The following is a 24828-nucleotide window of genomic DNA, read 5'->3' on the forward strand; positions in this document are numbered from 1 at the left end:
CTGATCTAAACCCTATCGAGAAAAAGTGGGCACAGGCTAAGTTTCTACGCCAAGGGTGGATGGAGAATAATTTACCAAAACTGTTTCAGGATATGGGCTGTATCTCTTTTATTATAGACTGACTATAGTTTGATTGTATTCAAGCTCAATATAGAGCTTGTAAGACTTGACTAAACCTTATCAGATTATTATTTTAATAAGTAATTTTAGAAAAAATTATTTAATGTAATTGATGTAGAATTAAAAAAATGTACTTACCGTACTATAATTTCCATTTTCTGTACTGACCGCTATCAAAAAAGGAGTTTTTATGAAAAAGCTTGCGGCTTGTCTTGGTTTTGCCTTGGCTTGCATCTCTACCTCTCATGCTGAAAGCATCGCTGGTTACAGCTTTGAAAAATACCCTGCTAAAATCTATAACGCTAAACAAGCGCCCTTAAAATTAGGTGACTGGCGCTCTTTTCGTACTCGTCTTAGAGAAGCTCATAAAGAGGGTCACATTAACTTCGCGGGTAACTATATCGTAACAACTTGGGGCTGTGGTACAAGCTGTGTGTCAGGGGCTATGATTGATAAACGTACTGGCAAAGTATACGATATTCCACTAGGTGAAACTGAGGATAGTGTCACCCCTTATGAAAGTGGCGCAGAATGCTTCGCAGACGGCGCAGAACTTGATGACAACGAGCGTTTGGCTTTCTATCCCAATAGCCGCTTATTTATCAGTCGCAATTGTGAAGGCGAGCAAGTCAACGAAACCACAGGTAAACAACTTATCACCTATTATGTCAACATTTGGGATGAAAAGACCAAGACATTCAAACTAAAAAAGGTTCAGCAATCTAAACTCGTTAAAGTGGACTACAGTCAATTTTAAACTAACTTTTTTCCTGTATTTACCTTTTAAAGCCAAGTTTTTAGCCTAAACTTGGCCCATACTACTCCCTACCTTTTTTAGAGGCCTTAGCTTGGGCTATCTTGACGGAAAAAATCAACCACCTCAACATTGTAGTAGCACACTAAATTTAAGCTGTATTTAAGAGAAGATCTGCTGCCCACAAAAAAGCCAGGCAACTCAAGCTGCATGGCTCTAAAATCTTGAAAGACTTATCTATGATTAGGTTCGCGCCACACAGCATGCTCACATACCTCACAGCACCAACGCTCTTTTGAGCGCATATATGGAATGTCTGCTGGTATCTGTAAAGGGCACACATAACCACAGTATTCGCATCGCACATCATCTAAATAAGCAAAACACTCACCGATTGTTTCGAATAGTACTTGAGGGCTTATCTCATACTTCTCACAGACGGCTTCTACATGCACTATATAATCACTTTCGTTATCATATGTCCAGTAATCCTCACAGATTCTTAGATCTCGTGCATTCTGCGTCATATGCGGCTGAAGCTTTACAGTCATCATGTTCTCCTCAGTAGCCGACATAGTCAGAGTGCGGTAATAGCTCATAAAGCTCGCTTTGAAGCTTACTGCACATATCTTCTACAAAGTAACCATCCTGAGCATCTAAGCGCTTCTGCACCCATACACGCATTGCCATATCGTTATCAAAGCAGCGCTTCACTCCCAAGAAGCGAGCGAGGTTATGACCCGATGAAACATACAACTCACGCATCAATGCATTAGCAATCTCATTCGCATCCTCACTGATTGCACCATCAGGCTTAAACTCAGCAAACAGCTCTCCATAATTGATGATTTTCATTGTGACGTCTCCTTGTCAGCTTGTATGTTCGTGATTAGCCCTTCTTTAGTCTCAGAGCTATTTGATGTGCTGGTTAGCTTCTCCTTGCTCGCCAGTAGCAAATTATCCATCGCTGAGCCATCCTGTCGAGTGATATCAGGAACATAGCGGCTATACACCCGAAACAGCATCTCCGTACTGCTGTGACCCATCTGCCGTGCTATCCACTCAGGATTTTCACCAGCAGCCAGCCAAAGCGTCGCTGCGGTATGCCGAGTCTGATAAGCACGCCTGTGTTTGAGACCGAGCAGTGCAAGCGTAGGCTTCCACACCCGCCGATTTACATTGCGGTACTCCATGGGATTACCTTGTGAGTTGCAAAACACAAACTCTGACTTACCATAGGTGCGCGCCTTCTGCTCTAGTAAGGCGTCATAGACTAACTGTGACATCGCAATATCACGCTGTGAGCCTAATGTCTTCGTCGGACCCATCTCACCATTGACTAACGCTCCTCTGATACTGATCTCACGACGAGCAAAGTTAATACATTCCCACTTAAGCCCATCAATTTCACTGGTACGCATTCCTGTGAAAAAGCGAATGGTGTAGTAGGGCTTATAGTCAGCGCGTACGTGCTTTAAAAACAGCCATACCTCAGCTAGGGTAAAAGGATTTACATCAGGACGAGCCTGCTTGAGATTCTTAATATTTTTATAAGGCATCTCAAACTCATGGCGATCTGACGCTTCTTCTAGTATCATACGAAGAAGTATCATGATCTGATTGATTCGTGCTACTGACAGACTTGACTGACCATCTTTACCGTAACGAACTTTGGCGAGAGAGCTACGGAAGGTCAGCAAGTCTGGTTTTTTTATAGCATGTACCGCTTTACCCCCAAACTCAGGTAACAAGTACTTATTCAAAATAATCTGTGTCTTTTGCCGATAGCTCGGCCGCCATTCAATCTTCCTCTCCTCATAAAAAATCTCTGAAAACTGCCTAAAGGTGGGATTACGACTGATACAAGCTTCCGCTCTATCAGCCAGTGCGATCATCTCCTGTGCCCGTTCACTTTTTGGAAAGTAGGCGCCATAGTCAAAGATGCCTAAAGTTATTTCTGCTTCCATTTTCTTCATTACTTGTGCTAATTTTTTACGATTAGCTGGGTTGTCTTCTAAACTCGTCTTTTCTCGACAGCGCTTACCTAAGTAGCGGAAGTCAACGACCAGTTTGCCAAACCGTCCTCTCATAGTAGCCATAGTAAATCTCCTTCTACTATTGAAGTGCCATTCCATTGATAGCGCTCATGACCGGCTTACACATATCCTCTTCGATACGCTCCCATACATACAGAATCTTACGACCACCAAAAGGGCGTATATAGTGAATGTTCTCGATCAAGACAGTGTCCTTGAGTTGGTTACGGATAGTACGCGCATCGTATTTGATACGTTCGGCTAGTTCTTGAGTGGTGAGATAGGTCTGTGACATAATAGTTCTCCAGTCAGTATTAAATAGTTTTCAATAAACACTTTGTTATTGCCAACGAGTACTATATTATCAGAAAAGTAGTCATTGGCAAGTACTTTTTACTTACCAATAAGGAATTTATTGTGATTTCATGTAACTTACCGGTTCTTTTAGCAGAAAGAAGGTTGCGTGTAGCAGATTTAGTGAGAATGACAGATATCAGTAAATCGACGCTGCATAGAATCTATAATGATGATACGACTAGAATTGAGTTCGATACTTTGAGTAAGCTATGTAATGTATTAGAAGTAACGCCAGGGGATATTTTGAAGTATGTTCCAGATGAACTTGGTGAGGACGACTCTTCAGGAAAAGAGTGAATTAACTATCGCGATAACCATTGATAAGGAATTTCTAGCCAAAAACTGATTAGGGCTAAAGCATATTTACAAGGCTTAATAATTTCTATTGTTAGGTTGGAGTCATCAATTTTTAAATGACGGTTAGCTTTAAATAGTGTGGATCTTAAATACATTTCCAATAAATGATGCATTTAAAAAACACGTTTTTTGCTGAATTGAGGTTGGGTTCAAAATCATCATAGTGCCAAATTTATTAGGTTAGGTGTCAGGATGGTTTTTAGCGAAAAATAGCTAGGTTGTGGTCAGTTATGTAGGTGAGGTTTTAGGGCAGGGCACAGTTTGGGCACCAAATGGGCACCGCACCGAAAACGAGCTTTTTGACTGAGTAGATAAACTTAACTATATTAAAAAAGATATTTCGAGAATTTCTCTACAAACCCCGAAAATTGGACAAAAAAAAGCCTCACTGTTAAGAGGCTTTTTTCAATTTACATTGAACAACTTCATAACTTAAGGAATAACAAAATAACCCTTTAAAGCCTTTATTCTATTGATATTCAGCATTTATAGATATATCATGTACTACAACGTACAACATTATTCTATAATATAAAACATTCTAAATGGCTACCAAAGTGGCTACCAGAATGGCTATCAAAAAGGGTTAAGGTAATGGCAAAGCAAGAGATAAAACTAGACTCACAAATACCAAAGGCCATAAGAGAAGCTACTCAAGCTGGCAAGACAACTATTTATCCTATTGCTGGCTATAAGGGCTTAGAGCTAAGAGTTAGACCGCATAAAGATAGCCCAGACGCTACAGCCGACTTTAGACATCGCTATACCCACCCAATTACTGGCAAACGCCCTTATATGACGCTAGGACAATACCCAGCGTTAAGCCTTGCTGATGCCCGTCAATATCACAGCGACAATATGCAACTACTAGCCAAAGATATAGACCCTTTAGAGAACAAAGAAACACAGAAACGGCAAGAAATAACCGATCGTCAAAACATACTTAATCATTTCATTAATGAGTGGCAAGCATTACAGGATAGTAAGAACCTGAGCGCAAAAACAATATATAACAATCAGCTGCTAATTAAGCCCATCAAACAAAAACTAGGGCATATGAAAGTAACAGATATAACGCCAAGTATTGTTATAAGGTTTATTCAAGATATACAAAAAACGCATCTCAACAAAGGGTTAAGGGCTAAGATCATACTTAAAAGCATTTTACAAATAGCTAAGGCTCATATGATTATTGAGTACAACCCAGCAAGCGACCTACAAGGAACGCTTAAAAGCCCCAAAACACAACACCGCCCATCATTAACAGACCCTAAAGAGTTTGCCGAACTGCTAAGAGATATTGACCAGCTAGACGATGCAAGCCAGCTTTATAATAAAAGAATATTACAATTATTATCGCTTACGTTTGTTCGCATTGGTGATGCTTGCACTATGAAATGGAGTGATATTAATTGGCTTAAAAAACAATGGGAGTTTAAACCGCAAAAGTCTGGCAATAGAGGGGATATGGTGGCCAGTATCGTTATACCACTAGCACCGCAAGCCATTGCTATATTAGAGCAGATGAAGCCGCTTACAGGTGATAGCGAGTATGTATTTCATAACCCTAGACGCAAAAAAGAGCCTTATCACCATACGCAAGAAGTGAATAAAGTATTAAACAGTGAGTTAATGAATAACGGACTAGGCTATAAAGATATTCACAGCCCACACGGTTTTAGAAGTAGCGCAAAAACTATGCTAATGGAGCGGCTAGGTTATGACGAACTGATAACCGAACTGGCACTAGGCCACCGCATGCTTAACGCTTATGGCACTGCTTATAGCCGTATGGATTTACTACATCAAAAAGCTAATATGATGACAGCATGGGCGAACTACCTAGACGATATTAAAGCAGGTAAGTTTGACAATGTTATTCATGCTGATTTTAAGAAAGCAGCCAAACAGAACCACGGCTAAAACCTAACCAACAAAACCCACCAATGGAGAAGCAACAATGATGACACTAGACACCAAACCAACACGCCAGCAATTAGATGACCGCGCATTTTGGGATAATCTACCGCCTGATGGTGCAGAATATGACGGCTTGAAATACGCACCTATTTACTCAGTATTAATTAATGGGGAGCTTGTCAAATATAAAACTGACCACGGGAAAAAGCTTAATAATTCATTTTTCTATGATGTTGCTATAAAAGAAGTAGAGCGACTATCAAATGATCGTGAAAATGTTGATCTAAAGATAACAGGCTATTGGCAACAGTTATGACCATATTTAGCGACTAAACACCGCTACAATGACCATGCAAGGCTAGGACTAATTACCCGAACGGCTGCAATTTACACACCTTAAAGCAGCCAGCGCCTTGCACCTATTTTTATTAAGGTGTGTAAAGGTGTGATGATATGGGATTAATGGACAAACCAAAACAGGATTTTGAGCAAGATTATATTTCAATAAAAAACTTTATTTTATATCTAGCATTCACACAGAAAGAACCCGTGGAAACCGTTGTTTCATGGTTACTCTATAATGGCTTTGATCAAGATATTACTTCTTATAATGTAGATAAACATTATAGAACTTACGAATGTAAGAAAAAGAAAGGCAAAGATAAGAACATCGTGGATTTTTTTAGTCAAATTAGTATTGATACCTATCATGCCTACCATGAGTTTGAAAACGATATAGACCATGAGTCTTATTCACATTCTTATAAGTTAGTAGACGATTATTTTTTTCTAGCATTCGAAGACTTAGATAAGTTGGATTATTTAAAAGATTTTGATATAGACATAAGAGAGGCTACAAAATATAGCTACACTATATATAACTGTGATAATGTCACTGTTAAGACCAAACTTAAACACCCACTTGTAAGAACGGGCTTAACATGGATAAATTTTAGCTTAGAAGAGAGAAATAGCAAACAGGCTAGCAATACTGCAAAGGGTCATGATGATAATGCCCTCGCAATAAGTTTAGATTACATTACTAGGCAAATAGAATGGGCGGCTAGTGGTGAATCTAACCCTAGCGAAGATCACGAAAAAGATGAACAGCTTATCAGTGAAAATCAAATTACAAATAGTCGCAATCAAGATAGTAAATTGATAGCAGTATTAGCTTTATTGCTTGCTAGAAAATCTAGCGCTTATACTATTGGTGACAACAAACCAAATGCCACGCAAATCAGCAATGCCATTTATCAGTTTGCAATTGACGACCTACAGATAGCTGATGAAGATACAAATGGGCTAAAAGCGAACATAGCTAAAATTAGTAAGTCTATTCAAGAACATACGGACATTCTTTACAAGCAACCACTGAAAAAACCTTAACTTTAACTTTAATTAATTAACTTTAATTTTTAACAACACCCCACATCGCACAATAAGCCTTAACAACTTTCATTAACTGAATAGGAGTTAAGGCAATGCCTAACACTACCCACGCAGCACCCACCAATAAGCTAAACCTAGCTTACCTATTAGCGAACCCAAAAGAACTTTATCAGGTTAAGCAGATAGCCGATGTATTCCAAAAACACCCTGAAACCATTAGACGCTGGATCAAAGCTGGCACGATAACAAAGCCGTTATCTATCAATGGCGTTTACTACTTCAAAGGTAGCGACATTGTGGACTATCTAAACGCTACTAATGAGGGAGCTTAGTCATGGATAAGCTAAAACGCAGCCAAAACCAAATCATTAAAGATCATCTTTTGACTGGTCAATCAATCACACGCTGGCAAGCTATCGAGCTTTATAAAATCGCCACGCTACCCACTCGCATTAATCAGCTAGAAAATACAGGCTTAACCATACAGCGCAAGCGAGTAGATAAAGACGGCAAGCATTGGCACGTTTATTGGGTTGATACCGATCATCTGGCTAATGAGGTGCAATTATGAGTAATGACGAACTGGTCAACGAAGTAATGAGCAGGCTCAAAGAACAGGGCTTTTTGATGATAAACGAAGATTTTATAGATCAGCTCATTATTACCTTACACGCTAATGTAACCATTATTAATAACATGACCCAGCTTGCAGAGCTAGAAACCAAGATACTAGGCAGTTTGCTACCTAAAGGCAGTAGGCAAGTGGAGTCACTAAAAAACCTATCTATAAAAATAGCAGAGATAGCCTTCAGCGTAGAGGGAGTGAGAGATGAGCAACGATAACAGAACCAACTTAAAAGCCGACCACAACCAGCACAGTGACAACCAGCACCCCAAACGCAAGCGCTCGATTATCGGTTATATCTCAATCATAGCTTGCTTGCTGATGTTGTTATTAGCCATTTCATGCCAGCCTAAACACCCTCAAATATTTACACAATTGGAGGCAATCAGTCATGACTAGCAATTCAGATAAACCGCAAACCTTTTTTGATGCACAAGTCGCCTTTGCTAAGTCAAAACATGGCAAAGCGCAAAAGGCAAAGGATAAACACGGTTACCGCTACCACCAAATCAAACAGGCAGCGACTCAGACGCGAAGTGATGCTAAGGAGTGCAAAGATGATAGCTGAAAATAACAAAGCCCATGCTATCAGCACAGGCTTGTCACAATTTATAGCAGATTTTAGACTCGCTACATTGGCAGATGTAACAGGTCATGGCACGTTAGAAAGCTTACTAAGTAATGGATCATTAAACTCAGTTATCTATCTAGATAGAGATATTAGCATATTTACAGGAGCGCTGGCAGGAGAAAAGCAGCTCGACACTGCTAACACTATCGGACTGCTAAAAGTTAATAATCAAGCTGAGATTGTCACACTCGCCAGCATACCGCTTGACGATAACGGACGTATCTTTATATCTGACACTGATATACCGAGTGCTTTTGTCATTGGCTCAATGAGTCGTGATAGTAAGTGGATAGTCATAGCTGATCTTGCTGAGGCAGTGCGATGTTATAACGCTTATTGCAAGATAGGTATTGATATAACGGTACTCACTTGCCTTGTACCTAGTTTGTTTAATCGGACGGTGAAACATTTTGCAGAGGTGCAGCAAGTAACCATCATGACCACTTCACAGCACAAGGCCAAAGTAATAACACCACTTAAGGGCGTGAATGTTGAAGCTATTATCTGTGAGCATACGCTCATTTATGACGCGCTTGAGTTTAACGCTGATTATGATGACTTGATCGCTGATGCTGAGGTTATCGACTTGCAAGCATTAGGCAAACCAAAGCCCAAACCGATTAGCCAAACCTTGCCACCAGTTAAGACACTCACAAGCGACATGATGCCTAAACTGCTATGGGATTATGCTTCAAACAGTGCTGAGCGCCTGAGCGTACCGATTGAATATGTGCTCATGCCCTTGATGGTATCGTTAGGTAGCTTGATAGGCTCAAAATTGAGCATTTACCCTAAGATGTACGATAACTGGGAGGTAGTACCGAACTTTTATGGTGGCATTGTAGGCAATCCATCAAGTAAAAAAACACCGTCTTTGACTGAGGGATTAAAACCTATTAGCTACTTAGAAGCACTGGCTGAACAAAACCATCATAAAGACAAACTTGAGTATGACACGCAAAAAGAGCTAAACAAGCATATGACAAAGGCAGCTGAGAAGCAGCTCAGTGACCTTGCCAAAAGACTAGCGACCCAATCTGATGATGATGCTGATGCTGAAATTAGTCATGATGATTTAAAAGCCAAAGCGCAAGAGTTGGCAGAGGCAAAGCAAAGTGATGAGCTTATACCTGAAATGAAACGCTACTCTACAAATGATGGAACTATAGAGAGTATCGGAGAGCTTGAGAATAAACATAAAAATGGAATGTTAATAATACGAGATGAGCTGACAGCATGGTTTGCTTCGTTAGATGGTGATGCTAATAGTCAAAATAAATCATTTTTTCTTGAAGGCTTTAACGGCTTAGGTAGTTTTAAAGTCGATAGAATTGGTAGAGGTCACGTACCTGTCAGCAATCATTGTCTATCGGTCATTGGTGGCATACAACCTGACAAGCTCGAGTATTATTTATCTAAAACGATGAAAGGTTTAGGCAATGACGGACTTATTCAACGCTTTCAGCTGATGGTTTATCCTGACCCACTACCAAACAGTAAAGAGCGTGATTTGCCACCTGACAAGCAGAGTCGTGATGCTATCTATAGCTTGTTTGAAACTATCGACAGTATGCAGTTAGGTGACTTTATGCGCTATGGTGCTAACCCTATTGATGACTATCACAAGCGCCCTTATTACCGCTTTACTGATGAAGCCTTTCAAGTGTTTATGAATTGGTATGATGAGCTGAAACTCAGAGCTGGTGACGCTGAGCATAGCATCATAGCTGAGCATCTGATTAAGTATGCTAAAACAGTACCGTCATTAGCGCTAGTCTTTCATTTAGTGGATTGTATCGAACACGGTACGTCTTTAGGTGCAGTCAACTTGAACGCACTTAATGCAGCGCTGGCATGGTGCGAAGTGTTAGAGAGTCACATGATAAGAATATATAGCACCGTTACTGACAGCGCTAATATCAAAGCCTCTTATCTAGCCGATAAAATAATGAAAATGGTCAAAAAGGGAGCTGACAAAACTGACACAACCGATTGGATCGGTCACGGCTTTACCGCACGCCAGCTAATCCGGAAAGGGTGGAAAGGTTTGACTGATACTGATGATGTACTTAATGCGCTTGAAATATTAGTCGAAAATGACTGGTTAAGCTGGCAGGAGATACCAAGCACAGGGCAAGGTGGCAGACCGACTGAGCGCTATACTATCAATACAAGATTGACTGAGCTTAAATAGGTTTTGTCAGTTATGTCAGTGCAGTATCTAGGCATTATTGTAATTTTAAACGTTAAAAAGCCTACTATTTTTAGTAGGCTTTTTATATAGGAATTTTTATTTATTGGAATACACACTCATCGACAAATGGCATACCAATAACTTCTCCAGCACCACGACACAATAAGTTAACTTGTTGTCCTTTACTAAGTGTAGAAGCAGTATCAGTAAAATTATCATCACCTTCTGCAGATACACTCATAAACATTTCTCCAGTTCCTAACTGAAGAACAGCTTGGTCTGAAATTCCACTATCAATACTTTCAATAGTTCCTGATATTTGAAGTAGCTTACCTTTATACTGTTTATCTGCTCCAACTTCATTACTGTCATAAGCATTATATAGTTCGGTAGCTGTCACAGGAATAGCTGTTTCAGTTGAGACCGTATCAGTTGTTGATGAAACACTACCTTCGTCATCACCAGAAAAAATAAGACCTATAACAAATAAAACAACCAAAATTATTACAATCCACTTTACTATTTTCTTCATATTCTTTCCGCTACGGTAAAATTATAGAAAGTTAACTATACAAAATGTTACGTTTAAATGATATGTTATTAAACATTAGAATACATCAATTATGATTGATTTTACTGATGAATAGGTCTTAAATGTTATAATATAATAAAACTACCTAATGGTTTAGATAACATGCCAGCGCTTGCCACCACTCACAGCTTGAATGATTACTTAAAGTTACCCATCTCACGCTATCGTGAGCAGCTTAAACAAGGTAACGCTAAATATATAGGAGTCAACTACACCCACCGCAACAAACCCTATCAATATTCTATTCAGCTAACAAAATCAGCTTGTCACTATGGCGGTTATCGTTACTGGTGGCTATGCCCTCAGTGTAGCAAGCGTGTCAGTGTTTTATATTGTGCTGGGTTATACGTTTGCAGACATTGCATAAATGCACCTTATGGCAGTCAGCTACAACAGCCGATAGATAGAGTGTTTAGCCGTATAAGTGAGATTAGAGTGCGTTTAGGTTGGCAACAAGGCGTTATTCATGGAGTAGGTGCAAAGCCTCGCTATATGCACTCAAAGACGTTTGATAAGCTGGTTAATGAGCATGACAAGCTTAGCGCTCAAGTTTGGCAGCAAACACTAGATAAACTAAATTGCACTCACTGAGGGATTAAATGCGATTACCTGACCTTAACGACTTGATCCAAGATTTACAGCTCGCTAAGCAAATGGCGATAGATGACCACAACCCAAACGCGCTAGTAGTCGCTACTATTGCACAAGCGAAGTTACTAGGACTGGATAAGCCGATTAAAGACGTAACGGCAAACAATGATGAGTCAGTCGTTTTTAATATCACGGGTGTATCGCCTGAACCATTAACGCCTGAGGTAGCGCTCGCTATCAGTAAACGATTAGAAGATGAGTATTGAGATAATGAGCAGATTAACGCTAGATGACTTACTAGATCAGTTAGAACAAGCGCGTCAAATGGCCATAGAGGAACGTAAGCCCACCGCCATGATACAAGCGACTGTTACCACAGCAAAGCTACTAGGACTCGATAAGCCCATGATTAAAGATGTTAATGCTGATGACGTACAGACCATTAGTGATCTTATGAATGAGTTGTCAGCTGAGCAGGCAGCAATAACCTATAAAAATATTATGGGGTAAAGAATGAAAATGAGTATTGATGACTTAATGACTGAGCTTGACGACGCTAGATTGATAGCTAAGGCAAACGGTCAAGCGTCTGCTATGGTCACCGCTACAATGAGCAAGGCCAAGATATTAGGATTATTAGACAATCCACCAATGCGAGATATTGAACCGATAGCAAACAGACCTACAGTGATAAGACTGATAGCGCCAACATTAGACAGTAAGGGTAAGGCGGTATAAATGAGTAAAGTAACGATTGATGACTTAATAGCTGAGTTAGATAATGCTTCAAAGCTGGCTAGTGACTGTCAAAAACCATCTGCTATGATTACAGCGACTATGAGCAAAGCTAAGCTGTTGGGATTAGACAAGGGCGTTAATAATGCTGATGAGGTGCAGCCAGTAAAAGTAGTTATCAATGTAGAGGACGCTCGCAAGCCTGACAGAGTTTGCTAGTTGTTGAACGAGCAAAAAAATGATCCTAACCTCAACTTGAGATTAAAGTAAAAAGCAATAGCTAAACTTTTAATTACGCGGCTGTAAAAATATGCGTATAGGGGCGGTCATTACTAATAAAGAGCTAAACAATCACACCGCCCTATGGCCACCAGTAAGCATAGGTAACTATGAAAATGGCTACCAAACTGGCTACCATATAGCAGGTAATTTAAGAAAACTATATTATAAACAATAACTTACGCACAAAAAAAAGCCTCACTGTTAAGTGAGGCTTTTTAAGTATTTGGAGCGGGAAAAGAGATTCGAACTCTCGACCCCAACCTTGGCAAGGTTATGCTCTACCACTGAGCTATTCCCGCTAATTATCAATTAACTATCGTCAGTTGATGAAGGCGTATTATACGCAGTTTTTTGAACGTGTCAACAGTTAGTATGAAAAAAAGTAAAAGATAGTAAATTGGCATATTATCCTAGCCTTCATCTGTGATATAACAGATTGTTGTAATCTATATTCCAAAAGCTTTGCTTTCTATAAATAGGCTGGAATACAGTTTTATAATGACTTTAACCATATTAATCATTTTCATGATTTATAAAGATAACACTTAAGGATAAGTACTATGAGTCAACAATATACCATCGCTGATTATTTGTTTGATCGTGTCGCAGAAGCAGGCGCGTCAGAGATATTTGGCGTACCTGGTGATTTCAACTTAACTTTTTTAGATAATATTATTGCCTCTGATAAGCTGCGCTGGGTGGGTAACACCAATGAGTTAAATGCAGGTTACGCAGCTGACGGCTATGCACGTGAGCGCGGCTTTGCGGCGATGGTGACGACCTTTGGGGTGGGAGAATTGTCAGCGATTAACGCGACCGCAGGCTCTTTTGCTGAGTATGCACCAGTGCTACATATCGTAGGCGCGCCAAGTACGGCTTTACAAGATTCAAAGCGCCGCATCCATCACTCACTTGGTGACGGCGTGTTCAATCATTTTATTAAGATGGTAGAGCCGGTCACGGTAGCACGAGCGCAGCTTACCCCTGAAAATGCTGCCTCAGAAATCGACCGTGTGATTCGCTTAATTCTTAAAAAACATCGTCCAGGCTATCTGTTACTATCGCCTGACGTTGCTCGTCAACCTATTTATCCACCGACTACAAAGCTTGTTGATAGCCAAGAAGACATCACCAGTCAAGCAGCATTGGCAGATTTTAAACAAGCGCTCATAGAGTTTCTGCCAAACAAAACCACGACGCTGATGGCAGATTTGATGGTGCATCGTTTGGGACTACAGCCGCAGCTTAAGGCATTGATTGCCGATACGGATATTCCCTATACGACGTTATCATGGGGCAAAACTTTGCTTGACGAAAATAGTGAACGTTGGGCAGGGACTTATGCTGGCGTGGCATCACGTCCCGTGGTCAAGGATGCAGTCGAAAACTGTGAGTGCTTAATAAAAATAGGTGTGCAATATACCGATACTACGACGGCAGGTTTTAGCCAAGATATTGATGAAAGTACAGTGGTTGATTTGCATTATGAGCGCGCGAGCATTGCTGGCAAAAACTTTGCGCCCATTGCCCTAAAAGACGCCCTAAAAACGCTACATGAAGTCTTGACCTCAGATATTAATATTGTGCCAAAGCCGTTCTGTAAAGAAGTCAAGCCGCATGAGCAGCAGGGTAAGGACAGCGAGGCTATTTTTCAAGATGATCTATGGCATATCATTGCCGATCATCTAGACCATAATAATTTGGTGTTTGCAGAACAGGGAACGGCGTATTTTGGCATCAGTGATGTGCGTTTACCAGAAGGCGTGACTTGTTATGGACAACCAATGTGGGGCTCGATTGGTTATACGTTGCCGGCAAGTTTGGGTGCGGCTATTGCATCGCCAAACAAGCGCAGTGTCTTATTGATTGGTGATGGCTCAGCATTATTGACCATTCAAGAAATCGCGGTGATGATTCAAGAGCATATCAATCCAGTGATTGTACTGATTAATAATGATGGCTATACCGTGGAGCGGGCGATTCATGGTGAAAACCAGCGCTATAATGACATTCCTAAGTGTAACTGGCAGATGATGCCAAAAGCTTTTGGTGCCACCGATGATAATAGTCTGCTGCTAAAAGCAGAAACAGCAGGCGAGTTAAAAGCGGCTCTTACGCAAGCAGCAGCTGTAAAAGACAAATTGGTTATGTTGGAGGTCATCGCTGATAAGCATGATATCCCGCCACTACTCGCCGATATCAGTGCCGCACTGAAGCCAAAAAATGATTGAGTGAGTAATAGAAAACTCGCTTCATAAAAATGAATAGCCCCATTGCTAGATGGGGCTTTTTGCACGTTTTTATCATATAGATTAATTAATCAGCTATTGCTCTTATGTCGGTTTGCAGACTTTAGTATCATGGTGGATTGGGCTATTTCCAGCCCTTATCATTCCATAGGAGATGACCCCGTCGTGATTTGGTTAAAAATGCTTATTGGTGCTCTAATGGTATTGGCGATTCAATTATTCGCGCAAACCAGATTTTTTTATTTGGCAGCACTCGCGCCACTGTTCCCCACATTTACGTTAATCAGTCACTTTATTGTGGGTACTGAGCGTAGCCCCGCTGATTTAAAAGTCGCATTAATATTTAGTATGCTCGGTGTCATACCGCATCTTATTTATACCTTTGTGGTATTTTTTAGCATCGGTTACGTCAGCTTATATAAGGCATTACTGTTCGGCGTTGTCGCTTGGACAATAGCCGCAGCGATTTTGGTCCTTACATGGCAGTACATTCAGGCTTAGTTGTGGTTAGAAAAAAACGTAAACTCTGTCAAAGGGCAATATATCAAAGGTATATATGAAATTCAGTACATATTTCTACAGATAATTTTTATAGATTCGGTCGTAGATGTTATTCTTAAGAGCGATTTTATGGTGCTACCTGTAGCAAACTAAAATTAGAATTATCGCGATAACTCCATTCATTACAATTTATAAAAATAGGGCTTAAAAAAGATGGATACCTTAAATATCATCTATCTCGTAGGGGCATTGTTAATTTTCGCCAGTATTATGGCAAGTACGTTATCGGCGCGCTTGGGCGTTCCGCTATTGCTGTTGTTTTTGATCGTAGGGATGTTGGCTGGCGAAGATGGTATTTTAGGTATCGAGTTCGCCCAATACGGGCTTGCTAATTTCGTTGGGCAGGCAGCTCTTGCTTGTATCTTGTTAGATGGTGGGCTACGCACATCTTTTAAGTCATTTCGAGTGGGTCTCAAGCCTGCTATTACCTTAGCCACTTGGGGCGTACTTGCGACGGTAATGATACTGGGTATATTCGTCACTTGGCTACTCGATGTTGATTGGCGACTTGGTTTGTTGATGGCGGCCATTGTTGGTTCAACCGATGCAGCAGCGGTGTTTTCGCTATTGCGTAATGGCGGCGTCAAACTTAACGATCGTGTACAGGCTACATTGGAGCTAGAATCGGGCGCGAACGATCCTTTGGCTATTTTGCTGGTGACAGGATTAATCGCTTTAAATGTTGATCCCGCTGGACAGACAATACTGGGCTTTTTAGGGTTGTTATTACAGCAGCTTGGCTTTGGTTTGGGCATGGGCTTACTGTTTGGTTATTTATTGGCAAGGCTATTACCAAAAATACACTTGGCAGAAGGTATGTATGCCATTTTGATCATGTCTGCTGGCTTGGCAGTCTTTGCCGCGACTAATCTGATTGGCGGCAGTGGATTTCTGGCAATTTATCTCACTGGTGTGCTAATTGGCAACCATAAAGTGCGCTCAACTGAGCATGTGATGCGGGTGATGGATAGCTTTGCGTGGTTGTCACAAGCGGTATTATTTGTGGTACTAGGGTTATTGGTGACGCCATCGCATGTGATTGATGTTTGGTATTACTCCGTCGCGATTGCAGCTTTTATGATTTTTATTGCTCGCCCTATTGCGGTCTATACCAGTGTGAAACCCTTTAAATTTAAAGACAGAGAAATCGGCTTTATTTCTTGGGTAGGTCTGCGCGGCGCGGTTCCTATTACGCTTGCCATATTACCGGTGATGGCGGGAATAGACGGCGCTTTTATGTTGTTTGATATTGCTTTTGGCGTGGTGGTTTTGTCTTTGATTTTACAAGGCACGACCATTCCTTTTATGGCAAATTTATTCAAAGTGCGTATTCCTAGTAATAAAGATCCAGAAGAAGAGCATGAGGTTTGGGTATCTGACAAAGCAAGCATTACTTTATATGAGTTTGAAGTAAAGTCAGGGGCATTTGCGATTGATCGTCATCCAATGGCCATCTCTAAGCGCATAAACCCTGATGAAATCAGTGTCTTTGCCTTGGTACGCAGGCAGCATATTATCGTTGTTGATGAAAATACCAAGCTCAAATGCGGTGATAGGGTGTGGTATGCGATGACAGGGAACCACGCCACCCAAATTGCTAAGATTTTCAATGATACGACCCTTGATCATAAAGCCATGGATGACTTCTATGGCGATTGGCTGCTATCTCCAAGCGTGAAGCTTGGAGATTTGCCGTTTTTTACTGGTATTATGGCGTCTGAGTCGCTTGTCGATAAACTCAAATCCAAATCTGAGGACAGCGCCAAAAGCATGTGGGATCAAACGGTCGCTGAATATATCAATGATAGCTTAGAGATAAAGCCAGTATCGGGTGATACGGTCGACATCAATGACGAATGGTCGTTGGTCATAAAAGAAGTGGATGATAAAGGGAAGCTTAGAACCATTGGTTTAAAGCATCTAGAGTGATTAACAGCAGGGTAGCTATGTAGCTATTTGCCGTCATTATTCACAAAAGACGCGTCATTTGACTTAAAAACTCGGCGACTTGTTTGTGTAAGTTTTCTCGATAAGCCCAATGATGCTTGACCTCGTAACTGGCCTCATTGGGCAGTAGTATTTTCATCAGCCCCATTTCTTCATAACGCTTGGCTAAATCATTAGGCAAGTAACCAACATGATGACCCGCCAGAATGAGCTGCGCGGTCGCCTCCATATGATAGGTAGTGGCACTCAAGGTTTTTGGACGGACATGATTGATACTCAAATCGGTAATATAGCCTCGTTTTATCCATGGATAGTTTTGTTCCAAATCCTCAAAAGTTAACCCTTCTGACCCATAAAACAATCGATGCTCGCGTCCACAGCAGACCACCTGCTTTTCAATAAATGCGGGCTGAAAAGTGAGTAGTGGTGGAAAACTGCCAAAATATCCCACACCAATATCACTCTCGTTGCTTAGCAGCTTCTCTAGCATGCTTTCAGGGCTTTGCACATCGATAGAAAAGTGGATAAGGGGATTGTCACGATAGCTAGCAGCCAAGCATTGGCGCAAAGCATCATAAAAAAACGTCGGCATCTGGTCAATGAGACACAGTCGGATATGACCGCCACGCACCGAATCCAATTGGCGAATATAGTGCAGTTGATGCTGAAAACTGGCAACCGCTTCAGTAAAACTCAAACAGGCTTCATAAACCGCTGCGCCATCTTCTGTCAGCTTAAAACCCGCGCGCCCACGATGACAAAGCGTCATACCTAAGCGATCTTCTAAATGGGTCAAATGACCACTAATGACAGAGGTCGTCACATTTAAGCGAGACTGTGCGGCTGTCACGCCCTGACACTCTACAATCGCCATAAAGCTGCGCAAGGTTTTGATGTCTATTTTTATCAATTCATCTAGCATCGGTCATTATTCCTCAGTAGCTATGATGTCTATCAAAATGAATCTTATATTTATCACTTTTCTAACATCAAATTTATATCAAACTTCTGATAATAACGGTTAAATCTAAATTACTACGAAAAATAAGAAGTTTACTTCTAAATTTTACCATGGTCTGACTTCAAATATTTAGGTATTGTCAAAGCATATAAAAAATTGCCTATTTTAAACAAACTGAAACAAGGATGTGATTTATGAAATTCAATCAACCATTAAGCGGCAACGATATGCCAAGATTTGGCGGCTTTGCTTCTATGATGCGCTTGCCGACTCAAGCTGATGCAGAAGGGTTAGATGTGGCGTTTGTGGGTGTGCCTTTAGATATTGGTGCGTCAAACCGTAGCGGTGCGCGATTGGGTCCACGACAAATTCGTGATGAATCACGCATGATTCGTCCCTATAATGTCGCCACTCGTGCAGCGCCTTTTGAGTCTTTACAAGTTGCTGATATCGGCGACGTGCCTATCAATACTTTCAACTTGCTAAAAAGCATTGATATCATCGAAAAATTCTATACTGATAAAATCGTGAATCATGGTGCTATTCCATTGACGTTGGGCGGCGATCATACCATTGCCTTGCCTATCTTACGTGCGCTTGCCAAAAAACACGGCCCTGTCGGCATGGTGCATATCGATGCGCATGCAGATATCAACGATGAGATGTTTGGCGAAAAAATCGCTCATGGTACACCGTTCCGCCGTGCTGTCGAAGAGAACTTAATCGATGGTAACCGCGTGGTACAGATTGGCTTACGTGGTACAGGCTATAGCGCCGAAGAGTTTGATTGGTCAACCCAGCAAGGCTTTCGTGTGGTGCCTGCCGAGGAATGCTGGTACAAGTCGCTGACGCCATTGATGGCAGAAGTACGCGAAAAGCTCGGTGATGGCCCCGTCTATTTAAGTTTCGATATCGATGGTATTGATCCTGCGTTTGCACCGGGTACGGGCACTGCTGAAATCGGTGGCTTGACCTCAACGCAAGCGATAGAAATCATTCGCGGTATGCGCGGACTTGATGTGGTGGGTGGCGATTTAGTAGAAGTGTCACCGCCGTATGATCCATTTGGTAACACCTCAGTATTGGCGGCAAACTTGCTGTTTGAGATGCTATGTATCTTACCGGGTGTGCGCTATGACGATAAGGTAAAGGCGGTGTATTAAGAATAATTTATAATCGCAAACTGCTTTTTATCAAGCTGCTTTTTATAAGGGATTAAAGGGCAGCTTGGGTTTAACACTGAACAACTTATTTAAACGCGATTGAACTTTTTAGGATGATTAACTCATGACGCAAACGCTTCAAACATCTTCTTCAGCGCCCGCCAAGCCGTCTCTGACATGTGGTGAGCTGCTCGTACAGTGGCTAGAGTATTATGGGGTAGAGACCGTATTTGGTATTCCGGGTGTGCATACGGTCGAGCTATATCGTGGTCTACCAAACACCAACATCCGCCACGTGACGCCGCGTCATGAACAAGGCGCGGGGTTTATGGCTGATGGCTATTACCGAGCGTCTGGCAAAGTCGGGGTATGCTTTATTATCACAGGCCCCGGTATGACCAATATCATGACAGCCATGGCGCAGGCGTTGGCAGACTCTATACCGATGCTAGTGATTTCTAGTGTTAATAAAGTGGCAGATACGGGCAGCGGTGAAGGGCACTTGCATGAATTGCACGATCAGCAAGGCATGGTCAGTAAGGTTACACTCATGAGCAAAACTATTTGGCAGCCTGAATCGTTACCCAAGGTCATCGCTGAAGCGTTTGCATTATTTAATGGCGCACGTCCAGGGCCAGTGCATATCCAGCTGCCCATTGATGTGATTACCGCAGATGCCAGCCATGTCGCAAAGCCCTCTAATTATTTAAATAAATTTGTAAAAAATTCAACTGATGCACATGGTTTAACGTTACCTCAAGTAATGAGACCGCTGCCCAATCCTGCGCAATTAGATTTGATCGTTGAATCTCTAAAAGCGGCAAAAAATCCAGTGATACTTTATGGTGGTGGCTGCGTCGATGTCGATCATGACACGCAAAAACTGGCAGAGCTTATCGATGCACCGACGTTTTTAACCATCAATGCCAAAGGTTTGCTGCCACCTAGCCACCCATTAAGTTTGGGTAGCAATCAGTCATTAGAGGCAGGTCGCGCCGTTATTTCTGAGGCTGATTGGGTATTGGCGATTGGTACTGAGCTGAGTGAGACTGATTATGATGTGTTCTTTAATGGCGAGTTTAAAATCAATGGCACGCTGATTCGTATCGACTGCGATGCCCAGCAATTACAGCGTCCTTTTAGAGCCGATATCGCAGTATTGTCCGATGCGCAAATGGCGGTAAGTGGTCTATGTAGTCGTTTAAAGGGTCAGGTGTTAAATCATCAAGCGGTATCACGAGTAAATGAGGCAAAACAAGCACTATTAGCAGGAATGACACCAGACTTTGCTGGGCAAAATGCGCTACTTCAATTGATTCGAGATGAAGTGAAAGACGTCATCTTCGTTGGTGATTCAACGCAGCCTGTCTATAGCGGCAATCTTGGTTTTGAGGCATTGGCGACGCGTCGATGGTTTAATTCATCGACTGGATTTGGCACGTTAGGTTATGGTTTGCCTGCTGCCATTGGTGCCATGATTGGTTCAAACAGTCCAGTGGTCAGCTTGATTGGCGACGGCGGTATTCAATTTACCATCGCAGAACTCATCTGTGCCGCCGAGCTTGAGCTGCCATTGATTGTGCTGCTGTGGAACAACCAAGGCTATGGCGAGATTCGTCGTTATATGGAAGAGGGTGGATTGCCACTAATCGGGGTTAATATTAAGACGCCAAACTTTGAGCCGCTGGCAGCAGGATTTGGTGCAGGTTATCGCAGAATCACAGCCAAACAGCAATTGCTCGACGCTTTAAAAGAAGATATCAAAGGTAAGCAACCCATCATCTATGAAGTTGATGAAGCCGATGACTTTTTGATTGAAATGGGTAAAACGTTCACCTGCTTTAGCTAACAATATAGTTAATCCTATATAAATCAGATACGGTGTCAGGCTTGCTTAGTCTGCTATTTGTAGTGCTTTCACTCGCCTTCCTTGTATCTAAATTATATTGAACCAACTATACCAACACTAAGCATAATAAAGGCTGGTCGCTCAAGGAAGAACGTCTATGATGCCACATGCTAACCGCTCGTCTGGTCGCTTGAGTACCTCGCTGGCAAGCTTATTAACGGATTTATCCGCCGTTGTTGGCGCGACCAATGTATTGACCAAACCCAGCCAGCAGCAGTCGTATACACAAGGAGCGATTGCTTCTATCACGGATGCTGTCGCGGCAGTTGTGATACCAGACTCTCTTGTGGCACTATGGCGCGTCATTAATCTCTGTGCGGCGGCTGATGTGATTATTATTGCTCAGGCTGCTAACACAGGGTTGACAGGAGGCTCGACACCTTACGGAGAGTACGATCGAGCAGTCGTCGTGATTTCTATGCAACGATTGGGCGGTGTTCATCTGCTCAATGATGCAGCAGAGCTTGTTGCCTTGCCAGCGGCTAGCCTCCAGCAGTTGGAGTCTCAGCTTGCGCCATTAGGGCGTGAGCCGCATTCAGTGCTGGGCTCAAGTTGTGTTGGTGCTTCAGTGATTGGCGGTATTTGCAACAGCTCTGGCGGTATGTTGGTGCAGCGTGGTCCGGCGTATACCGAGATGTCGCTATTTGCCAAACGTAATGCCATGGGTGAGTTTGAATTAATCAATCACTTAGGCATTGATTTAGGTGCAGAACCAGAAGAGATGCTTAGGAATTTACAAACTGGCACGTTCAATAAAAATCCAGATAGTGCCAACAGCAAGTCCTGTACAAACCATCATTATCAACACAAAGTGCGCGATTGCGAGGCAGACACACCTGCCAGATTTAATAATGACCCTAACGGATTATATGAAGCCTCTGGTTCAGCAGGCAAAGTCATTGTCTTTGCGGTTCGAGTCGCGACATTTGCCAAACCGACGCAAGAGCAAACGTTTTATATCTCGACTAATGACGCCAATACTTTGACCACACTCAGGCAACAGTGGCTAAAAAGCGAGCTAAACCTGCCTATTTTGGCAGAATATATGCATCAAGATTACAACGATATTACCATGCGCTATGGCCGCGATACTTGCTTAAGTATGCGAAAACTGCCAGCCAGTAAGATAGGAGCATTGTATCGGTTACAAGCCAAGATTGGCTATTATTTGGATAAATGGCGACTGCCTCAGACTTTACCAGATCGGCTGCTACAAATGACTGGTGTTTTCATGCCGCCGTCATTACCCAATTCTTTGGCTGAGCAGGCGTGCTCCTATCGTTATCATTTAATCATTAAAGTCGCGGATGGCAATAATACGGACGATGATAATAGCAATGATAACGGCAGTCATGGTCATATTGCCGCCGCTCAAGTATTTCTAAAGTCCCATATGCAGCAGCATCAAGGCGTCGTACATCTTTGTACAGCAGCAGAATCCCAAGCATTATTGGTGTTTCGTAGTGCGGCAACTGCTGCCATGTTTCGTTATTACAATCTTAACCACACAAGGTTTGGCGAGCTATTATCTACCGACATTGCCTTACCAAGGAATGCCGTAGATTGGGATGAAGTGCTACCTATTAACTTACAAAAGCAGGTCAGTAAACCCTTTTATTTGGGGCATTTTTTCTGTCATGTCATGCATCAAGACTATCTGTTATACCTTGAAGTGGATGCAAAAAAATTCAAGGATGAGTTGTTGGCGTTCTACGATCAACGTCGTATAGAGTACCCTGCTGAACACAATGTCGGTCATGTATATACCGCAAAATCTGCACTACATACTTTTTATAAAAAACTAGATCCGACCAATTCGCTAAATCCAGGCATTGGTCAGACAGCAAAATGGAAAAATTGGCGATCGTCGCCCATCAAGGAGGAATTAAATGACGAATTATCTCGATAAGTCGCAGCAACCGATATTAGGAAACGATGTTGTCGATTCAGAAACGCCGCAAGGAGAGCAGTGGCGTGCGTCAATGTGGAAGTTTTTATTGTTTTCAGCATTGGGCATTGCACTATTTATAATACCGTTCCAATGGGACGGAAAGGTTACGATTTTATTGGGTGTGTTAACGGACGCTTTGCAAGCTTTGTTGGGCGGTTCTGTCGTTTATGTGGCAATGGCAATCGTGACGACATCCTTTCTTGGGGCGCTGGCTGTGAAGGTATTAAAGCCCAACCTACATGAAGACTCTATAGTCAAAAAACTCTTCGATGTTGATTGGTTTTGGCTCACTGCCCGATTGCTAGGGATGGTGTTTGTCTGGATGATTTATCTGCAAGTCGGCCCTGAGTTTATTATTAATCGTAATACGGGCGGCGTTATTTTTGAAGATTTGATTCCAATTTTGATTCCTTTGTTTTTCTTCGCCATTTTATCGTTACCGTTTTTGACAGATTTTGGTTTGATGGAGTTTTTGGGCACACTGGCGAGCAAAATATTTGTCAAGCTGTTTAAGTTGCCAGGACGCTCAGCGGTAGATGCGATGTCCTCTTGGTTTGGCGCGGCTTCTATCGGTTTGCTGGTGACCATGCAGGAGTATGATAAAAGCTACTATAGTCAGCGTGAAGCGGCGATTATCGCGACGACTTTTTCGGTGACTTCTATCGCTTTTACTTACGTCGTCGCCAAAACCATCGGCGTGGACGATAACTTTGTTTATTTTTATCTGACCATTGCTTTGACGGGCTTTATCGCCGCGATTATTATGCCGCGTATACCACCACTTTCCTTAAAGCCTGACACCTATCATTCTGGCAAAAGTATGCTCGATGAAGGGATTCCTGCTCAGTACACAACTTACCAGTGGGCAGTCAATCGTGCTGTGACGCGCGCGCACTCAATGCCAAGTCTGGGTCAAGTATTCAAACGTAGTGTAAAGAATTTATTCGATATCTATTTTGGGCTAATCCCCGTGATTTTCGCAATTGGTACGATTGGTCTGGGCTTAGCCGAATATACGCCTGTGTTTAAATGGTTGTCTACACCGTTGGTACCGCTGCTTGATTTGTTACAAATTCCAGAGGCAGCAGAGGCGGCTCCAGCGATGATTATGGGCTTTGCGGATATGTATTTGCCAGCCTTGGTCGGTAAAAGTATTGAGAGTGAGATGACAAGATTTATCGTTGGTGCATGTTCTATTACTCAGATTATTTATATGTCTGAAGTGGGCGCGCTGATTTTGAAATCAAACATCAAGCTGAATGTGTTAGAGCTGTTTATGATTTTTATTCTTCGTACTCTGATCAGTTTGGTGGTGATTACCTCAGTGGCACATTTACTTTATTAGCCATGCAGTCAATATTAACCCAGCCTCTAGCATAACGAGATAATGTGCTAAATAATCGGTTTATCTAACTAAAGAATAAACTGATTATTTAGCGAATGATTTATAGAGACACTTATAAAGACAATAGGTATAACAACAATTATATCAAACCATATA

29 protein-coding genes and 1 tRNA gene are annotated in these 24828 nt (G+C 42.0%); 23 read left to right on the plus strand and 7 right to left on the minus strand.

The window, feature by feature from the left end:
* Positions 1–310: 310 nt before the first annotated feature.
* Positions 311–877: a hypothetical protein gene (locus JMW94_RS09590; RefSeq protein WP_201604196.1), complete on the plus strand. Its 567-nt coding sequence runs from the start codon at positions 311–313 to the stop codon at positions 875–877.
* Between the two features lie 230 nt (positions 878–1107).
* Here the strand turns inward: JMW94_RS09590 and JMW94_RS09595 are convergent, their stop codons facing one another.
* The 4 genes from JMW94_RS09595 to JMW94_RS09610 are packed head-to-tail and all read right to left on the minus strand — an operon-like array spanning position 1108 to position 3205.
* Complete coding sequence (locus JMW94_RS09595) at positions 1108–1428, minus strand: hypothetical protein (protein ID WP_227685477.1); 321 nt, start codon at positions 1426–1428, stop codon at positions 1108–1110.
* A 7-nt stretch (positions 1429–1435) separates the two neighbouring features.
* The gene (locus JMW94_RS09600) at positions 1436–1729 is read right to left on the minus strand and encodes a hypothetical protein (protein WP_201604199.1); all 294 of its coding nucleotides are present in this window, start codon (positions 1727–1729) and stop codon (positions 1436–1438) included.
* Entirely contained in the window at positions 1726–2973 is a 1248-nt protein-coding gene (locus JMW94_RS09605) for an Arm DNA-binding domain-containing protein (protein ID WP_201604201.1), read from the minus strand. Before JMW94_RS09605 ends, JMW94_RS09600 begins: the two co-directional genes overlap by 4 nt.
* A 16-nt stretch (positions 2974–2989) precedes the next feature.
* Positions 2990–3205, minus strand: a complete 216-nt coding sequence (locus JMW94_RS09610) for a hypothetical protein (protein ID WP_045456309.1) — start codon at positions 3203–3205, stop codon at positions 2990–2992.
* Positions 3206–3327: 122 nt separating this feature from the next.
* Between JMW94_RS09610 and JMW94_RS09615 the strand changes: the two genes are divergently transcribed.
* The 10 genes from JMW94_RS09615 to JMW94_RS09660 all read left to right on the plus strand — a co-directional run bounded on the left by JMW94_RS09615 (position 3328) and on the right by JMW94_RS09660 (position 10386).
* Positions 3328–3564 carry a helix-turn-helix domain-containing protein gene (locus tag JMW94_RS09615; protein ID WP_179799722.1) on the plus strand — a complete coding sequence of 79 codons (237 nt, stop codon included), beginning with the start codon at positions 3328–3330 and terminating at the stop codon, positions 3562–3564.
* A gap of 654 nt (positions 3565–4218) precedes the next feature.
* Complete coding sequence (locus JMW94_RS09620; RefSeq protein ID WP_201604203.1) at positions 4219–5547, plus strand: tyrosine-type recombinase/integrase; 1329 nt, start codon at positions 4219–4221, stop codon at positions 5545–5547.
* 37 nt (positions 5548–5584) lie between these two features.
* The gene (locus tag JMW94_RS09625; RefSeq protein WP_101206449.1) at positions 5585–5860 is read left to right on the plus strand and encodes a hypothetical protein; all 276 of its coding nucleotides are present in this window, start codon (positions 5585–5587) and stop codon (positions 5858–5860) included.
* 137 nt (positions 5861–5997) lie between these two features.
* Complete coding sequence (locus tag JMW94_RS09630) at positions 5998–6933, plus strand: hypothetical protein (RefSeq protein WP_201604205.1); 936 nt, start codon at positions 5998–6000, stop codon at positions 6931–6933.
* Between the two features lie 95 nt (positions 6934–7028).
* Entirely contained in the window at positions 7029–7268 is a 240-nt protein-coding gene (locus JMW94_RS09635) for a helix-turn-helix domain-containing protein (RefSeq protein WP_201569317.1), read from the plus strand.
* A gap of 2 nt (positions 7269–7270) precedes the next feature.
* The gene (locus tag JMW94_RS09640) at positions 7271–7507 is read left to right on the plus strand and encodes a helix-turn-helix domain-containing protein (protein ID WP_201604207.1); all 237 of its coding nucleotides are present in this window, start codon (positions 7271–7273) and stop codon (positions 7505–7507) included.
* Complete coding sequence (locus JMW94_RS09645; RefSeq protein ID WP_201604209.1) at positions 7504–7779, plus strand: hypothetical protein; 276 nt, start codon at positions 7504–7506, stop codon at positions 7777–7779. Before JMW94_RS09640 ends, JMW94_RS09645 begins: the two co-directional genes overlap by 4 nt.
* Positions 7766–7960 carry a hypothetical protein gene (locus JMW94_RS09650; RefSeq protein ID WP_201604211.1) on the plus strand — a complete coding sequence of 65 codons (195 nt, stop codon included), beginning with the start codon at positions 7766–7768 and terminating at the stop codon, positions 7958–7960. Before JMW94_RS09645 ends, JMW94_RS09650 begins: the two co-directional genes overlap by 14 nt.
* Positions 7953–8129 carry a hypothetical protein gene (locus JMW94_RS09655; RefSeq protein ID WP_201604213.1) on the plus strand — a complete coding sequence of 59 codons (177 nt, stop codon included), beginning with the start codon at positions 7953–7955 and terminating at the stop codon, positions 8127–8129. The genes JMW94_RS09650 and JMW94_RS09655 overlap by 8 nt, the downstream gene beginning before the upstream one ends.
* Positions 8119–10386, plus strand: coding sequence for a YfjI family protein (locus JMW94_RS09660; RefSeq protein ID WP_201604215.1), 2268 nt, complete (start codon positions 8119–8121; stop codon positions 10384–10386). Before JMW94_RS09655 ends, JMW94_RS09660 begins: the two co-directional genes overlap by 11 nt.
* Positions 10387–10486: 100 nt before the next feature.
* Here JMW94_RS09660 and JMW94_RS09665 read toward each other — a convergent pair whose 3' ends face one another.
* The gene (locus JMW94_RS09665) at positions 10487–10918 is read right to left on the minus strand and encodes an OB-fold protein (RefSeq protein ID WP_201604217.1); all 432 of its coding nucleotides are present in this window, start codon (positions 10916–10918) and stop codon (positions 10487–10489) included.
* A gap of 162 nt (positions 10919–11080) precedes the next feature.
* Between JMW94_RS09665 and JMW94_RS09670 the strand changes: the two genes are divergently transcribed.
* Genes JMW94_RS09670 through JMW94_RS09690 form a run of 5 tightly spaced genes read left to right on the plus strand, consistent with a single transcriptional unit; the run spans position 11081 to position 12523 of the window.
* Positions 11081–11569, plus strand: coding sequence for a hypothetical protein (locus JMW94_RS09670; protein ID WP_201604219.1), 489 nt, complete (start codon positions 11081–11083; stop codon positions 11567–11569).
* 8 nt (positions 11570–11577) lie between these two features.
* On the plus strand, positions 11578–11835 hold the full coding sequence (locus JMW94_RS09675) for a hypothetical protein (protein ID WP_201604221.1): 258 nt from the start codon (positions 11578–11580) through the stop codon (positions 11833–11835).
* Positions 11825–12079 (plus strand): hypothetical protein, encoded by a 255-nt coding sequence (locus tag JMW94_RS09680; RefSeq protein WP_201604223.1) that lies wholly within the window; start codon positions 11825–11827, stop codon positions 12077–12079. The genes JMW94_RS09675 and JMW94_RS09680 overlap by 11 nt, the downstream gene beginning before the upstream one ends.
* A gap of 3 nt (positions 12080–12082) precedes the next feature.
* Positions 12083–12307 carry a hypothetical protein gene (locus JMW94_RS09685; protein WP_201604225.1) on the plus strand — a complete coding sequence of 75 codons (225 nt, stop codon included), beginning with the start codon at positions 12083–12085 and terminating at the stop codon, positions 12305–12307.
* Positions 12308–12523 carry a hypothetical protein gene (locus JMW94_RS09690; RefSeq protein ID WP_201604227.1) on the plus strand — a complete coding sequence of 72 codons (216 nt, stop codon included), beginning with the start codon at positions 12308–12310 and terminating at the stop codon, positions 12521–12523.
* A gap of 287 nt (positions 12524–12810) precedes the next feature.
* On the opposite strand, the gene JMW94_RS09695 is transcribed toward JMW94_RS09690, so the two are convergent.
* Positions 12811–12885, minus strand: a tRNA-Gly gene (locus tag JMW94_RS09695).
* Between the two features lie 261 nt (positions 12886–13146).
* Here JMW94_RS09695 and JMW94_RS09700 point away from each other — a divergent pair.
* From JMW94_RS09700 to JMW94_RS09710, 3 genes are all read left to right on the plus strand, one after another.
* Positions 13147–14817: an alpha-keto acid decarboxylase family protein gene (locus tag JMW94_RS09700; protein ID WP_087814204.1), complete on the plus strand. Its 1671-nt coding sequence runs from the start codon at positions 13147–13149 to the stop codon at positions 14815–14817.
* A 183-nt stretch (positions 14818–15000) separates the two neighbouring features.
* On the plus strand, positions 15001–15336 hold the full coding sequence (locus JMW94_RS09705; RefSeq protein ID WP_227676529.1) for a GlpM family protein: 336 nt from the start codon (positions 15001–15003) through the stop codon (positions 15334–15336).
* Between the two features lie 213 nt (positions 15337–15549).
* A complete protein-coding gene (locus JMW94_RS09710) occupies positions 15550–17325 on the plus strand; it encodes a potassium/proton antiporter (protein ID WP_087814202.1) in 1776 nt (591 codons plus the stop codon).
* A gap of 40 nt (positions 17326–17365) precedes the next feature.
* On the opposite strand, the gene JMW94_RS09715 is transcribed toward JMW94_RS09710, so the two are convergent.
* On the minus strand, positions 17366–18265 hold the full coding sequence (locus JMW94_RS09715) for a LysR family transcriptional regulator (RefSeq protein ID WP_201604230.1): 900 nt from the start codon (positions 18263–18265) through the stop codon (positions 17366–17368).
* Positions 18266–18498: 233 nt separating this feature from the next.
* On the opposite strand from JMW94_RS09715, the gene speB reads away from it, so the two are divergent.
* From speB to JMW94_RS09735, 4 genes are all read left to right on the plus strand, one after another.
* Complete coding sequence (speB, locus tag JMW94_RS09720) at positions 18499–19467, plus strand: agmatinase (RefSeq protein ID WP_055125012.1); 969 nt, start codon at positions 18499–18501, stop codon at positions 19465–19467.
* 124 nt (positions 19468–19591) lie between these two features.
* The gene (locus tag JMW94_RS09725) at positions 19592–21316 is read left to right on the plus strand and encodes a 5-guanidino-2-oxopentanoate decarboxylase (protein WP_201604232.1); all 1725 of its coding nucleotides are present in this window, start codon (positions 19592–19594) and stop codon (positions 21314–21316) included.
* A 157-nt stretch (positions 21317–21473) separates the two neighbouring features.
* Positions 21474–23285: a D-lactate dehydrogenase gene (gene dld / locus JMW94_RS09730; RefSeq protein ID WP_201604234.1), complete on the plus strand. Its 1812-nt coding sequence runs from the start codon at positions 21474–21476 to the stop codon at positions 23283–23285.
* Positions 23266–24672, plus strand: coding sequence for a YjiH family protein (locus tag JMW94_RS09735; RefSeq protein WP_201604236.1), 1407 nt, complete (start codon positions 23266–23268; stop codon positions 24670–24672). Before dld ends, JMW94_RS09735 begins: the two co-directional genes overlap by 20 nt.
* Positions 24673–24828: the final 156 nt, after the last annotated feature.

The organism is Psychrobacter immobilis (genome assembly GCF_904846185.1).
Classification (GTDB): Bacteria; Pseudomonadota; Gammaproteobacteria; order Pseudomonadales; family Moraxellaceae; genus Psychrobacter; species Psychrobacter immobilis_B.